The following is a 13,130-nucleotide window of genomic DNA, read 5'->3' as shown; positions in this document are numbered from 1 at the left end:
GCACCGGCGGCCCGGCCGAGCCGGCCGCGCTGCGTCGGCTGGCGGTCGACACGCTCGACGCCAACTGGGAACACGACCACACCGTGCCGTCGCGCACGCTCTACCCGCACCAGTGGAGCTGGGACTCCGCGTTCATCGCGATCGGGCTCGCCCAGGTCCGCCCCGAACGGGCCTGGCAGGAGTTGGCGAGCCTGTTCCGGGCCCAGTGGGCCGACGGACGGGTGCCGCACATCGTGTTCAACCCGGCGCTGCGGGTCGGCGCGTACTTCCCGGGCCCGGAGATGTGGCGCAGCGCCGACGCCCAGGGCGCCCCCGCCGTGGACACGTCCGGCCTGGTCCAGCCGCCGGTGCACGCGCTCGCCGCGTTGCTGGCGTACCAGCGGGCCCCCGCACCCGACGCGTTGGCCGCGCTGGGGCGGCTCTATCCCGCCCTGGTCGCCCAGCAGCGCTACCTGGCCGACCGGCGTGACGTGGCCGGTGACGGGCTGGTCTGCGTCGTGCACCCGTGGGAGTCCGGGTTGGACAACAGCCCCGCCTGGGACGCGCCGATGGCGGCGGTCGACGCCGAGGCGGCGGTGATGCGCGCGTACCGTCGGCACGACACCACGCACGCCGACGCCGCGCACCGCCCCACGGACCTGGACTACGCGCGCTACCTGGCGATCGTGGCCGCCTACCGCGAGCACGGCTACGCCGACCGGGATCTCGCCGACGACCACCCGTTCCTGGTCGAGTGTCCGCTGTTCAACGCGGCCTTCGGGTCCGCCGAGCACGCGCTCGCCGACATCGCCGCGCTCCTCGGCCACGACCCCGGGCCGCACCGCGCCCGCGCGGCCCGGATCACCGAAGCATTGGTACGCCGGCTCCACGACCCGGCCACCGGCACGTTCCAGCCCCGCGACCTGCGTACCGGCCGGCTGGTCGGCGCGCGTACCGTGCTCGGGCTGACCCCGCTGGTCCTGCCCGACCTGCCGACCCGACAGGTCGACGCGCTGGTGGTCGAGGCCCGGTCGGCGCGCTTCGGGGTGGCCCGGCACATGGAGCGGCCGTTGCCCACCTACGACCGCACCGCGCCCGACTTCGAGCCGCTGCGCTACTGGCGGGGGCCGAGCTGGCTGAACATCGGTTGGCTGGTCCGGCGCGGGCTGCTCACGCACGGGCATCCGGAGCTGGCCGCCGGGCTGCGCCAGTCGATGATCGACCTCGTCGCCAATGCCGGCTGCCACGAGTACTTCCATCCGGACACCGGCGTCGGGCTGGGCTCACCGGCGTTCAGCTGGACCGCCGCGTTGCTGCTCGACCTGCTGAGCGAGTGAGACCGCCGCGGGTGGTAGCGTGCCCGGTCCACCGGCCGGAGGGAACATCGTGCGCGAGATCGACAAGGTGGCCTGGATACTCATCGAGGACGGCCGGGTGCTGAGTACGCGGTCGGAGGGCAAGGACGTCTGGTACCTGCCCGGTGGCAAGCGCGAGCCGGGCGAGACGGACCTGGAGACCCTGCGTCGGGAGATCCACGAGGAGCTGAGCGTCGAGGTGGACGTGCGCGGCGCGGTGCCACTGGGCACCTTCACCGCTCAGGCGCACTCTCACGCGGCCGGCGTCACCGTACGGATGACCTGCTACCGGGCCGGCTACCAGGGGCGACTGCGCCCGGCCAGCGAGATAGCCGAGATGGCCTGGTTCGGCTACGCCGACCGGCACCGCACCTCCGCGGTCGACCAGATCATCTTCGACCACCTGCTGGCGGAGGACCTGCTGCGCTGAGGGCGCAGTTTGTCGACGTCGGCTGGGGGTAACCGCCCCGACGTGACCGACGGCGACGGCTTTCCGTACTTCATCGACGCGGTGTCCCGGCGGTCCGGCCTGCCGACCGAGCAGGCCGCCGCGCTCGCCCGCGCCGTCCTTCAGACGATGGCCGAACGGGTGACCGGGGGCGCGCCCGACGACCTCGTGGGCCACCTCCCCAACAACGTCGGCGGGTATCTGACCGGCCCGGCCCCGGTCGACGGCGGCGCCGGGGCCGCACCGCCGTCGGACGCCGGCCCGGCGGAGTTCCTCCGTCGGGTGGAGCAGCGTGCCGGGGTGGACCCGGCCGCCGCCCGGGCCGGAACCGGAGCGGTCTTCGCGACCTTGCGGGAGGCGATGACCGTACGGGAGTTCCGCGAGATGGTGGCGCGACTGCCGCGCGACGACGGTGGGTCGGCGTCCAGGCGGTACGGGCCGTGACGCCTGCCCTCGTGCAGTCGAAGCTGGTCTGATCAACTCGTGTTCCTTGAAACCGCCGCATCGTCGTGACCAGGACACCCCACCTTCCTTGAACCCGAGTCGATCACCCACCTGGGGCACGGCACCGGTGTCGCAATTGGCCGGACTGACTGGCTTTCGGCGTGGTACGAGTGCTCGGTGGATTCTGACGGTCGCCGCCGACACGGCATCAGCCGCGCCCGGCGCGGTGCGGCGCGACGCGTCAAGGCGGCTGTCGCGCAGATCCGCAGTCGCGGTGGCCGGGCGGGCCGACTGCGGCTCAGCCAGTTGGAGGCCGCCCTGGTCATCTCGGTGCAGGCCGGGCTCGCCGCGGCACTGGCCTGGGCGATCGGGCACGACCTGCTGGACAACCCGGCGCCGGTCTTCGCGCCCTCCGCCGCGGTGGGCACGATCGTCGCCGCGCTCGGCCAACGCGCGCACCGCACGATCGAACTGCTGCTCGGCGTCGGCCTCGGCATCGCCACCACCGACCTCCTGTTGAGCTTCCTGGGCACCGGGTTCTGGCAGACCGGATTCGTCGTCGGATGTGCCGTGCTCGCGACGCTCGTGCTGTTCGGGCGCAGCGGGGCGGCCGTCGGCCAGGCCGGCGGTACGGCGGTGCTGCTCGCGACCCTCACCCCGGCCCAGAACGACCTGGAATGGCCGCGGATCGTCGAGGCGCTGGTCGGCGGCGCGGTGGGCCTCGTGGTTGTCGCGCTGCTGGTGCCGTTGAACCCGATGCGGATCCTCGACCGGGACGCCGCGCCGATCTACCAGCGGCTCGCCGGCCAACTGCGGGAGGTGGCCGCCGCGCTGACCACCGGGGATCAGCAGCGGGCGGTCCGCGCCCTGGACCTCCTGCGCGACATGGGTCCCGCCCTGGATCGGATGCACCAGGCGCTCAGCGGCGCCGAGGAGGTGGTCAGCCTCGCCCCCGCCCGGTGGCTGCGGCGGCAGGACGTGGAGCGGTTCGCGCGGGCGAGCCGGCAGGTGGAACGCGTCATCGAACACAGCCGGGGCGTCGCCCGCCGGTCGGCGATGGCGCTGCAGTACCGCGAGCGGATTCCCCCCGCCCTGTCCACCAGCGTCGGGCGGCTCGCCGACGCGGTCGAGTTGCTGCGCCGGGAGCACCGTGCCGGGCGGCCGACGGAGCGGACCCGCCAGGCGGTGCGCGACGCCGTCTACCAGGCGGGTCGTGCCCGCGGCCAGGGCGTCGACGAGTTCGGCGACGCGGTGGTGACCCAACTGCGTACCGCCGCCAGTGACCTGCTCCGTGCGATCGGCTCCGACGCGACGTCGGCGAACGACGAGGTACGTACGGCGGTGCAGGACGGCGAAGCCTCCGTTCACAGGAGCGGGTGAGCGCTGCGGCTCAACGAGGGTCCGGCCGGGCGTCGTCGCCGAAGGCGGCGGTGAGGGCCTTCGTGACCAGGTCGGGCAGCTCGCTTCGTCCGTCGTCCTCGGCCCACCGCACCAGTGCCGTGTGCATGGCGGCCAGGCAGGCGCTCGCCGCCGCGTGGGCGTGGAACGCGGCGTCGGGATCGGTGGCGTCGTCCCCGAGCGCGGTGACGATGGCCTGCTGGAGCGCGTAGGTGTTGTCCAGGTGCTTGGCCCGCAGGGCCGGCGTCGAGATCATGAGCCGGAGTCGGGCGAGCAGGAACCGCCCGTTCGCCGACAGGTCGCTCCCACCGCGGCCGCCGGTCAGGGCCGTGGTCGATTCGATCAGCGCTCCGCCGATGCGGCGGACCAGCGGCTGGGTGGCGGGCGACGCGGCGATCCGGTCGGCGACGAGTCGGCCGTGCTGGTCGATCAGGACCAGGTCTTCCTTGGTGGGGAAGTGCCGATAGACGGTCATCGGGGACACGCCTGCGGCCTCGGCGACATCGTTGACGGTGGTGGCGTCGTACCCGCGCTCGGTGAACAGCCGCACGGCGTGCGCCTGGATCGCGCGTTGCGTCTCGGCTCGGCGCTGAGCGCGCAGGGTCGACTGCTGATCGGGCATGTGATAGACACTACCTCAGTGGTAGTCACTACCAGATTGGTAGCGACTAACTGATGCGTGAGGTGGTCGGCATGGGTGAACTGATCGGCGCGACGGCTCTGGTCACCGGGGCGTCGCGCGGTATCGGGCGGGCGATCGCGATCCGCCTGGCGGCGAACGGCGCGATGGTCCTCGTCCACTTCGGCACCGACGAGGAGGGCGCGACGACGACGGTCCTCGAGATTCAGCGCGCCGGTGGAACCGCGCTCGCCGTACGCGCGGAGCTGGGCGTGGACGACGACGTCGAGACCCTCTTCGCGGGAGTGGAGACCGCCCTGGCCGGGCGTCCACTCGACATCCTCGTCAACAACGCGGCCACCGCGCCGGCCGGGCCGCTCGGCGTCACGACCCGGGCGCAGTTCGACCACCTCTTCGCCGTGAACGTGCGCGCGCCGTACTTCATCAGCCAGCGCGCCCTGTCACTGCTGCGCGACGGTGGCCGCATCATCACGATCTCGTCGGTGGCGACCCGGATGGCCAACGCCACGCAGACCTCCTTCGCCATGACCAAAGGCGCGATCGAGACGATGAGCATGACCCTGGCCAACCAGGTCGGGGTCCGGGGGATCACCGTCAACGCGGTCGCCCCCGGTGCCACCCGCACGGCCACCAACGGACCGGCCTTCGAGGCGCCGGGCCTGGTCGACCTCATCGCCGCGACGACCGCCCTCAACCGGTTGGGGGAACCCGACGACGTCGCCGAGGTGGTCGCGTTCCTCGCCTCCGACGCCGCGCGCTGGATCACCGGCCAGGTCATCGACGCGAGTGGCGGCCTGTTCCTCGGGCCGCGGCTGTGATCACCTGTCGGCGGCGTCGGCCTCGGACAGGTCGTCCGGCTCGGTGATCCAGGCGGAGAAGACCGGCAGCCCGTGCCACGGCCCGGTGTCACCGCCGGTCCGCGTGTCGGTCGCGACGGCCACCACCGCGTACGGGTGGCCGAAGCGCAGCTCGGCGGTGCGGGCGACGCCCTCGGGTGGCAGGCTGACCAGGCCGAACATGCCGGTCACCGCCGCCGCCTCGAAGCCGTACCGGTCGAAGCGGGCCACCGCCGACTGCCGCGCCTCGAAACCGAACACGGGTGTGGCCAGCGCGTTCGCCACCGTCGCGGTCGCGGCCGGGAAGCCGAGCGTCGGGGCGGCCAGGTCGTGGTCGCTGCGGGCCGACCAGCAGGGCAGCACGGCTTGGTGCCGCTCCTCGCGGCCGTCGCGGGCCCGGGTCCGCACCCGTTCCTCGCGCACCGTCCAGAGCGGAGTGTCGCCGAGCGGCAGGTCGAACAGCGAGCGGGCGCCGGCCGGTCGCGCGCCGTCGGCCGCGCCGGCGCCGAGGTCGTACGCGACGGCCAGCACCTCGGCCGGCGGCACGTCCGCCGCGGCCGCCACCGAGAGGACCACCAGCCCCGCGCCGTCGGTCGCCTGGGCCGGGGCGGCGTGCACGATGACGTCACCGACCCGCGTGGTCGACACGATGGCGCACCGGTGGCCGTGGCTCGGGCTGCGCAGCGCCTGCCGTAGCCGACGCGCCCACGGGCCGCCGAGCGTGCGGGCGTCGGCGACGTCGAACGGGGTCGCCCAGGACACCCGGGTGGCCAGCGCGCTGGCGAGGGCGAAGACCACGTCCGGGGTGACCTTCAACGGAAACGTCTCGATCAGACCGTCGGTGTGCTCACGGGCCCAGGCGTCCAGCCCGGCCTGGTCGGGCAGTACGCCGACTTCGGTGCTCCTGGGCAGCGCGGCCCGCCACCCGGTCGACCCGACGTGGCCCCGCGCCGACCTCTGCCAGAGCGCGGTGGCGGACCTGACCAGCGGGTGCGGTGCGTCCAGCAGCGCGCGGGCGGCCTCGGCGGCCTCGGCCAGGTCGGTGCCCAGGGCACGGGCCAGGTCCTCGGCGGCCGGGTCGCCGTCGGCGGCCGTCGTGGCGCAGACCGCGAGCAGCAGCCACGCGCCGAGCGGGGAGGCGACGTGGTGCCGGTCGCCGGCCGAGGCGTGCAGCCGTGCGGCGTACGCGGACAGCGGCCCGTGCAGATCGGTCGTCATGCCCCCACTGTGCCCTGCGGCCCGGCTCACGACCACAGCTCGAACGGCTCGTCGATCTCCGCACCGGCGAGGAAGGAGGTGATCAGCCGGGGCAGCTGCCCGGGGTAGAACCGTTGCGTGCTGGCCGCCACCTCGTCCAGCGGCCACCAGCGGAAGTCGAAGTAGTCCTCCCGCTCGTAGTCGAGCCGGTACGCCTCGTCCACGTCGGGACCGGGACCGGCCAGCCGTACGACGACGACCACCTCGTCCTGCACGTGCCGCACCTGCCGGTGCAGGAAGCTCGCCCGCCGACGCCAGGTCGGCGGGCCGACCTGGTCGACGGCGACCACGATGCCGGTCTCCTCGCGTAGCTCCCGCACCGCGGTGTCGCGATAGGTCTCCCCGGGGTCCATGCCGCCGCCCGGCAGCTCCCACCAGGTGCCCAGCCGGGGATGGTCGGGGTCGCGGGTGTGGAACAGCAACACCCGCTCGACGCTGTCGGTGACCACCACCCGCACCGCGCGTCGCTCCAGGATCGGCAGGTCGCGGGGTACCTCGTTCATCGCGCCAGTCTCTCGCACCGCCCGCTCGGGCGGCGGGTAGGCTGCCCGCCGTGGCTGGTCTGTTGAGGAATGTCGCGGCTCGCATCTCCCGGGTCGGCGCGGTGATCCCGTCGCCCCGACGCAGCGGGCCCGCCCCCGCCCAGGTGGCCCGCCGCCGCCAGGTGAGCGCGTTGCAGCGCCGGGAGCTGACCTACGCCCCGGAGCGCGACGGGCAGGCCGACCCGGGCGAGATCGTCTGGACGTGGGTGCCGTACGAGGACGACCCCCGGCAGGGCAAGGACCGGCCGGTGCTGGTCGTCGGGCGCCACAGCCGCACGTTGTTCGGGCTGATGTTGTCCAGCCAGAGTGAGCGCGACGGGCAGCGGCACTGGTTCGCGCTCGGGCCGGGCGAGTGGGACCGGGACAACCGACCGAGCTGGGTTCGGTTGGACCGGGTGCTCACCATGCGGGAGGACAGCATCCGCCGCGAGGGCGCCGTGTTGGACCGGCCCCGGTTCGACCGGGTCGGGCAGGCGCTGCGCGCCGGCTACGGCTGGCGCTGACCGGATCGCTGTCCAGCGGGTCGTCGGTCAGGCCGATTCGCGACTCGGGTCGACGGCCGCGCTGCGTGCGTCCGGTGGCGGGTACGGCTGCTCGGCGAGCAGCCGCGCCAGGTGTGCGCTGTTGAGCGCCAGTGCCCTGGTGGTGCGGCCGGTGGTGTCCGGCTTCGGGCCGGCGTCGCGGTAGTCCACGGTGTGCAGTGCCTCGCCGACCCAGTAGGTGGCGGCGGCCGCCGCGAGGGTGAACCCGACCTCGTTGAGCGCCTGCTGCACCTGGCCGATGGTGTGGTGCGCGCCGTCCTCGTTGCCGACGACCGCCACACCGGCCACCTTGCCGTAGGTGAGCAGTCGGCCCTCGTCGTCGGTCTCGGAGAGTTCGGCGTCGAGGCGTTCCAGGACCATCTTGCAGACGCTGGACGGCTGACCGAGCCAGATCGGCGTGGCGATGACGAGCACCTGGGATGCCAGCAGCTTGGCGCGGATCGACGGCCAGCCGTCGCCGTCGCCCTCGTCGGTGGACACCCCGAAGCGCACGTCGTGGTCGACGACCCGGACCAGCTCGCCCTCCACGCCCTGCGCGGCCAACTCGGCGAGCACCTCCCGGGCGAGCTGCTCGGCGCTGGACGGTGCGGGTGACGGCTTGAGGGTGCAGTTGAGTACGAGGGCGCGGATGCTCGCCACGTCGATTCCCTTCCGCCGTCGGGTGAGGATTACCGTCTCCCCATACCCGGATGCCGACTCGGGACACCTCGGCAAGACCTAATGCGCTGGTCGGGTCTGCCGGCCGGTGGCATGGTGACCGCATGATCGAGGACGTCCCGCGGCGGGTGGCCGAGCAGGTCCGGGCAGGCTTCGGCCTGAGCATCTCCGCGATGGAGCTGGTGACCCACGGTGCGGACCAGCGCGCCCGCCTGTGGCTGGCCCGCACCGTCGACGGCGGCCGCTACGCGGTCAAACTGAGCGGTGGCGGCACCGCCGCCGGCCTGGTCGTCACGGCGTACCTGGCCGACCAGGGGGTGCCGGGGATCGCCGCCCCGCTGCGGACCCGCGACGGTGGCCTATCCGTCGACCACGACGGGTGGCGCCTCTCGGTGGTGCCCTGGGTCTCCGACCAGCGGGCCCTCGACGGCCCGATGACCGACGCGCACTGGCGCGCGTACGGTGAGGTGCTGGCCGCCGTGCACGCGGTGCCGGTGACCGAGCGGCTGCGACGGCTGTTGCCGACGGGCGGCGCGGCGTACCCCTCGATCGTGGCCTCGACCCGCGCGGTGGCCGAGCGGCTGCGCGACCCGGCCGGACCGCTCGCCGCCGAACTGGCCCGCCAGTGGTCCGCGGTGGCCGACCGCGTGGACGCGCTGACCCGGCACGTCGAACGCCTCGCCGCCGACCAGGGGATCGGCCCCGGCCCGGACGTGGTCTGCCACGGTGACCCGCACCTGGGCAACCTGCTGCTCGGCGCGGACGGGCAGGTCTGGTTGATCGACTGGGACGACGCGGTGCTCGCGCCGCCCGAGTGTGACCTGATGTTCGTGGTCGGTGGCGTGCTGGCGTTCGCCCCGGTCAGCGCCGCCGAGCAGGAGGCCGCCCTCGCCGGGTACGGGCCGGTCGACATCGACAGCGCCCGTCTCGCCTGGTTCCTCGCGGTCCGCGCGCTGGACGACCTCTCCGACTGGACCCGCCAGGCGTTGGATCCGCACGCCGAGACGGCCGAGCGGGAGCGGGCGGCGCGGATCGTGCGGGGGCTGGTGTCCGACGTCGGTCTGGTCGCTCTCGCCGATGCGGCGCTGCGCGACCTCGACCGGCGGAGCTGAGCGGGGACCGCGTCCCTCCGGGGCCGGAGAACACGAACGGCAAGGAGGTCACGCGCTCCTTGCCACCTCCAACATATAGCGCACCCCGGGTCTTGCGGCAAGACCCGGGGTGTGCCGCAGAATCTCCTGCCGACGCCCAAAACTGGGGAAACCGGGGGATATCATGATCGATGTCGTCATTGCCGGCGGTGGACCGACCGGCCTGATGCTCGCCGCCGAGCTGCGCCTGCACGGCGTGCGGGTGCTCGTGGTGGAGAAGGACAGCGAGCCGACCCCGTTCGTCCGCTCGCTCGGCCTGCACGCGCGCAGCATCGAGGTGATGGACCAGCGCGGTCTGCTGGAGCGGTTCCTCGCGCTCGGACAGCAGCACCCGGTGGGTGGCTTCTTCGCCGCCATCCCCAAGCCGTCACCCGGCGGGCTGGACACCGCACACGCGTATGTCCTCGGCATTCCGCAGACCACCACCGACCGCCTGCTGGCCGAGCACGCGGGCGAGGTCGGCGTCGAGATCCGGCGGGGCTGCGAACTGGTCGGCCTCAGCCAGGACGAGCACGGGGTGACGGTGGAACTCGCCGACGGTACGTGGGCGCGCTCCCGGTACCTCGTCGGCTGCGACGGTGGTCGCAGCACCGTCCGCAAACTGCTCGGCGTCGGCTTTCCCGGCGAGCCCAGCCAGGTCGAGTCGCTGCTCGGCGAGATGGAGGTGGGGGTCGCGCCGCAGACGGTGGCCGACGTGGTGGCCGAGGTCCGCCGGACCCACCTGCGATTCGGTCTGGGGCCACTCGGCGACGGGGTGTACCGCGTCCTCGTCCCCGCCGAGGGGGTGGCCGAGGACCGCTCGGTCCCGCCGACCATCGAGGAGTTCAAGACCCAACTCCGGGTGTACGCGGGCACCGACTTCGGCGTGCACTCGCCGCGCTGGCTGTCCCGCTTCGGCGACGCCACCCGGTTGGCCGAGCGGTACCGGACCGGCCGGGTGCTGTTGGCCGGTGACGCCGCGCACGTCCACCCGCCGACCGGTGGGCAGGGGCTCAACCTCGGCATCCAGGACGCGTTCAACCTCGGCTGGAAACTGGCCGCCGAGGTGAACGGCTGGGCGCCGGAGGGGCTGCTGGACAGCTACCACGCCGAGCGGCATCCGGTGGCCGCCGACGTGCTCACCAACACGCGTGCGCAGATGGTGCTGCTGTCGCCGGAGCCGGGCCCCCGGGCGGTGCGTCACCTGATGTCGGAGCTGCTGGACTTCGAGGAGGTCAACCGGTTCCTGATCGAGAAGATCACCGCCATCGGCGTCCGGTACGACCTCGGCGCGGGCCACCAGCTGCTCGGCCGGCACCTGCGCGACGTACGGCTGAAGCACAACGGTCGCCTCTACGAGCTGATGCGTGGTGGCCGGGGTCTGCTACTCGACCAGACCGGCCGGCTCTCCGTCGCCGGGTGGGCGGACCGGGTCGACCACATCGTCGACGTCAGCGACGAACTGGCGGTGCCCGCCGTGCTGCTGCGGCCGGACGGCCACGTGGCGTGGGTGGGCGACGATCAGGCGGACCTGCGCGGCACGTTGCCCAGGTGGTTCGGCGCACCCGTCCAGGGCGACCCGTCAGCGCTCGGCGCTGTCGACCAGTTGCCGGGGTGACCGGGCGCCACCGAGGCTCTTCGCCTGGTACATGGCGGCGTCGGCGCGGCTGAGCGCCTCGGTGAGCTGGGCCGGACCGGTCACCGGGGCGAGCCCGACGGAGGCGGTGACCCGGACGCTGCATCCGCTGAGCCGGATCGGCGCGGCGACGGTCTCGGCGAGGCGACGGGTGGAGTGCTCGATCCAGCGCCGGTCGACGGTCGGGCTGGCGAGCAGGCCGGCGAACTCGTCCCCGCCGAGGCGGGCGACGAGATTGTCACCGGCGAAGCCGGCGAGTCGTTCGGCCACACTGATCAGCACCTGGTCGCCTGCGGCGTGCCCGTACCGGTCGTTGATCTGTTTGAAGTCGTCGAGGTCGAGCACCACGGCGATCAGCGGCTGGCCGGCCGCGTCGGTGAGCAGGGCGGCCGCGAGGCGGTAGAAGGCGCGTCGGTTCGGCAGGCCGGTGAGGGGGTCGTGGCTGGCGGCGTGGCGTTCGGCGGCGAGCTCGGCCTGCAGGTGCTCGATCTCGGCCTCGGCCCGCACCGCCCGCCGGCGAAGTTGCCAGGAGGAGAGAAGCGCGCCGGCCGCGCAGATGCCGGAGGCGACACTCATCGGATCCGGCACGAACCCTCCCATCGCCGCGACCGCCTCCAACGCTCGGCCGACGCGGTGCGCCGCGTCGGGCCAGTTTTACCTGATGGTTGCCCCTGTGGGGTGACTCAACGTGAACGGATGCACACCGATCATGTGCGTTATCATGCTCGCCGTCCGGTGCAGATGCAATAGCAGATGCACGTGCAGAACCGTCCGATGTCGATACCGCACCCCTCGCCGTCACCGCTCCTCCCACGGCCACCGGCGGGCTCGTGAGCAGAAAGACGCCTCCATGCAGCAGCCACCCAATGGCGTACCGATCCATCAGTTGCCCCCGCTGAGCTGGCAGAAGAGCCGCCGCAGCAACCCCAGCGGCAACTGCGTCGAACTCGCCGAACTGCCCGGGGGAGCGGGCATCGCGGTTCGCAACTCACGGCACCCGGAGGGGCCGGCACTGATCTACACAGTGGACGAGATCGCCGCCTTCGTGCTCGGCGCGCGGGACGGGGACTTCGACCACCTGATCAACTGACCGTCCCGGGTGGGGTCGTCCCGGCGACGGGACTGATTCACCGGCGCGGAGGAGTTCACCTCACTGTCGGTCCATGGCATGCTTACACGTCGGCCGGGCCAGGTACCCGACCGCGTGGGTCGGTGTCCGGAGGTCCGCACGTGACGATGGTTCCCGCCGAGGGTGGCCCGACGACCGGGCCGACCGTGCTGCGCATGCTGCTCGGCGCCCAGTTGCGTCGCCTGCGGGAGACCAGCGGGGTGACCCGTGAGGGCGCCGGCTGGGAGATCCGCTCCTCCGAATCGAAGATCAGTCGGATGGAGCTGGGTCGGGTCGGCTTCAAGGAGCGCGACGTCTCCGACCTGTTGACCCTCTACGGCGTCACCGAGGAACACGAGCGCGAGGCGCTGCTGAAGCTCGCCCGGGACGCCAACAGCCCCGGCTGGTGGCACCGCTACGGCGACGTGCTGCCCACCTGGTTCCAGTCGTACCTGGGGCTGGAGGCCGCTGCCGCGTTGATCCGCAGCTACGAGGTGCAGTTCGTGCCCGGCCTGTTGCAGACCGGGGACTACGCCAGGGCGGTCGTGCTGCTCGGGCACGGCGCGGCCGGTGCGGCCGAGATCGACCGACGTGTCGCCCTGCGGATGCAGCGGCAGCAGTTGCTCCACCGGGATAATCCGCCGCAGCTCTGGGCCGTGGTGGACGAGGCGGCCCTGCGCCGCCCGATCGGTGGGCCCGCGGTGATGCGCGGCCAGCTCACCGCGCTGATCGAGGCGACCAAGTCGCCGAACATCCGGCTCCAGGTCATCCCGTTCGCCGCCGGTGGGCACGCCGCGGCCGGGGGCGCCTTCACCATCCTGCGCTTCGGTGACCAGGAGTTGCCCGACATCGTCTACATCGAACAGCTCACCAGCGCTCTCTACCTCGACAAGCGTGACGACCTGGATTACTACGCGGTGGCCATGGAGCGGCTCTGCGTCGAGGCCGAGCCGCCGGAGCGCACCCCGGACATCCTCCGCCGTTTGCTGGACGACCTCTACCCGGCCTGATCGCGGCGCGACGCACGCCAGCTCGGCTTCCCCGGTCCCAACCGACTGCCGCGACCACTGCCTGCCACCCCGCGCTGTTCCTGACCCCTTCGCACTCATTCGGGCACGCACGGGACGAACAGTGTGGGCTCGGGCACGGAGGGTGGTC

15 protein-coding genes are annotated in these 13,130 nt (G+C 72.9%); 10 read left to right on the top strand and 5 right to left on the bottom strand.

The genetic code is table 11. The features are described 5' to 3' along the window. Nucleotides 1–29: 29 nt before the first annotated feature. From O7617_RS31145 to O7617_RS31130, 4 genes are all read left to right on the top strand, one after another. Nucleotides 30–1,316 carry a hypothetical protein gene (locus O7617_RS31145; protein WP_282264924.1) on the top strand — a complete coding sequence of 429 codons (1,287 nt, stop codon included), beginning with the start codon at nt 30–32 and terminating at the stop codon, nt 1,314–1,316. A gap of 49 nt (nt 1,317–1,365) precedes the next feature. Beyond that, nucleotides 1,366–1,764 carry an NUDIX domain-containing protein gene (locus tag O7617_RS31140; RefSeq protein ID WP_282264923.1) on the top strand — a complete coding sequence of 133 codons (399 nt, stop codon included), beginning with the start codon at nt 1,366–1,368 and terminating at the stop codon, nt 1,762–1,764. Between the two features lie 42 nt (nt 1,765–1,806). Further along, on the top strand, nt 1,807–2,226 hold the full coding sequence (locus O7617_RS31135; protein WP_282260046.1) for a DUF2267 domain-containing protein: 420 nt from the start codon (nt 1,807–1,809) through the stop codon (nt 2,224–2,226). 177 nt (nt 2,227–2,403) lie between these two features. Then, nucleotides 2,404–3,606, top strand: a complete 1,203-nt coding sequence (locus O7617_RS31130; protein WP_282260045.1) for an FUSC family protein — start codon at nt 2,404–2,406, stop codon at nt 3,604–3,606. Nucleotides 3,607–3,616: 10 nt separating this feature from the next. Here the strand turns inward: O7617_RS31130 and O7617_RS31125 are convergent, their stop codons facing one another. Then, nucleotides 3,617–4,246, bottom strand: coding sequence for a helix-turn-helix domain-containing protein (locus O7617_RS31125; RefSeq protein ID WP_282260044.1), 630 nt, complete (start codon nt 4,244–4,246; stop codon nt 3,617–3,619). 71 nt (nt 4,247–4,317) lie between these two features. Here O7617_RS31125 and O7617_RS31120 point away from each other — a divergent pair, with 71 nt between their 5' ends. After that, nucleotides 4,318–5,082 (top strand): SDR family oxidoreductase, encoded by a 765-nt coding sequence (locus O7617_RS31120; RefSeq protein WP_282260042.1) that lies wholly within the window; start codon nt 4,318–4,320, stop codon nt 5,080–5,082. On the opposite strand, the gene O7617_RS31115 is transcribed toward O7617_RS31120, so the two are convergent. Both O7617_RS31115 and O7617_RS31110 read right to left on the bottom strand, forming a co-directional pair. Then, nucleotides 5,083–6,318 carry a hypothetical protein gene (locus O7617_RS31115; RefSeq protein WP_282260041.1) on the bottom strand — a complete coding sequence of 412 codons (1,236 nt, stop codon included), beginning with the start codon at nt 6,316–6,318 and terminating at the stop codon, nt 5,083–5,085. Nucleotides 6,319–6,344: 26 nt separating this feature from the next. Next, nucleotides 6,345–6,860, bottom strand: a complete 516-nt coding sequence (locus O7617_RS31110) for an NUDIX domain-containing protein (protein WP_282260039.1) — start codon at nt 6,858–6,860, stop codon at nt 6,345–6,347. A gap of 50 nt (nt 6,861–6,910) precedes the next feature. On the opposite strand from O7617_RS31110, the gene O7617_RS31105 reads away from it, so the two are divergent. Then, on the top strand, nt 6,911–7,402 hold the full coding sequence (locus O7617_RS31105) for a type II toxin-antitoxin system PemK/MazF family toxin (RefSeq protein ID WP_088989909.1): 492 nt from the start codon (nt 6,911–6,913) through the stop codon (nt 7,400–7,402). 27 nt (nt 7,403–7,429) lie between these two features. On the opposite strand, the gene O7617_RS31100 is transcribed toward O7617_RS31105, so the two are convergent. After that, nucleotides 7,430–8,080 carry an NAD(P)H-dependent oxidoreductase gene (locus O7617_RS31100; RefSeq protein ID WP_282260038.1) on the bottom strand — a complete coding sequence of 217 codons (651 nt, stop codon included), beginning with the start codon at nt 8,078–8,080 and terminating at the stop codon, nt 7,430–7,432. Nucleotides 8,081–8,202: 122 nt separating this feature from the next. Between O7617_RS31100 and O7617_RS31095 the strand changes: the two genes are divergently transcribed. Next, nucleotides 8,203–9,210, top strand: coding sequence for a phosphotransferase (locus tag O7617_RS31095; protein ID WP_282260037.1), 1,008 nt, complete (start codon nt 8,203–8,205; stop codon nt 9,208–9,210). Between the two features lie 163 nt (nt 9,211–9,373). Continuing rightward, entirely contained in the window at nt 9,374–10,846 is a 1,473-nt protein-coding gene (gene rox, locus O7617_RS31090; protein ID WP_282260036.1) for a rifampin monooxygenase, read from the top strand. Here rox and O7617_RS31085 read toward each other — a convergent pair. After that, nucleotides 10,811–11,452, bottom strand: coding sequence for a GGDEF domain-containing protein (locus O7617_RS31085; protein WP_282260035.1), 642 nt, complete (start codon nt 11,450–11,452; stop codon nt 10,811–10,813). The two genes, rox and O7617_RS31085, sit on opposite strands and share 36 nt — an antisense overlap. Before the next feature lie 262 nt (nt 11,453–11,714). Between O7617_RS31085 and O7617_RS31080 the strand changes: the two genes are divergently transcribed. Together O7617_RS31080 and O7617_RS31075 are read left to right on the top strand one after the other, a co-directional pair. Beyond that, nucleotides 11,715–11,954 carry a DUF397 domain-containing protein gene (locus tag O7617_RS31080; protein WP_074309213.1) on the top strand — a complete coding sequence of 80 codons (240 nt, stop codon included), beginning with the start codon at nt 11,715–11,717 and terminating at the stop codon, nt 11,952–11,954. A 140-nt stretch (nt 11,955–12,094) separates the two neighbouring features. Further along, nucleotides 12,095–12,982 (top strand): helix-turn-helix transcriptional regulator, encoded by an 888-nt coding sequence (locus O7617_RS31075; protein ID WP_282260030.1) that lies wholly within the window; start codon nt 12,095–12,097, stop codon nt 12,980–12,982. The last annotated feature ends 148 nt before the right edge of the window (nt 12,983–13,130 follow it).

It is taken from the genome of Micromonospora sp. WMMD1155 (genome assembly GCF_029581275.1).
Taxonomy (GTDB): Bacteria; Actinomycetota; Actinomycetes; order Mycobacteriales; family Micromonosporaceae; genus Micromonospora.
Note: the sequence above shows the minus strand (reverse complement) of the source record. Positions and strands in the feature narration are given on the sequence as shown.

What these genes read in the sequence shown, in the direction of transcription:
- O7617_RS31080 (WP_074309213.1), top strand. Translation starts at nt 11,715, where the DNA reads ATGCAGCAGCCACCCAATGGCGTACCGATCCATCAGTTGCCCCCGCTG.
- O7617_RS31095 (WP_282260037.1), top strand. Translation starts at nt 8,203, where the DNA reads ATGATCGAGGACGTCCCGCGGCGGGTGGCCGAGCAGGTCCGGGCAGGC.
- O7617_RS31125 (WP_282260044.1), bottom strand. Translation starts at nt 4,246, where the DNA reads ATGCCCGATCAGCAGTCGACCCTGCGCGCTCAGCGCCGAGCCGAGACG.
- rox (WP_282260036.1), top strand. Translation starts at nt 9,374, where the DNA reads ATGATCGATGTCGTCATTGCCGGCGGTGGACCGACCGGCCTGATGCTC.
- O7617_RS31115 (WP_282260041.1), bottom strand. Translation starts at nt 6,318, where the DNA reads ATGACGACCGATCTGCACGGGCCGCTGTCCGCGTACGCCGCACGGCTG.
- O7617_RS31110 (WP_282260039.1), bottom strand. Translation starts at nt 6,860, where the DNA reads ATGAACGAGGTACCCCGCGACCTGCCGATCCTGGAGCGACGCGCGGTG.
- O7617_RS31120 (WP_282260042.1), top strand. Translation starts at nt 4,318, where the DNA reads ATGGGTGAACTGATCGGCGCGACGGCTCTGGTCACCGGGGCGTCGCGC.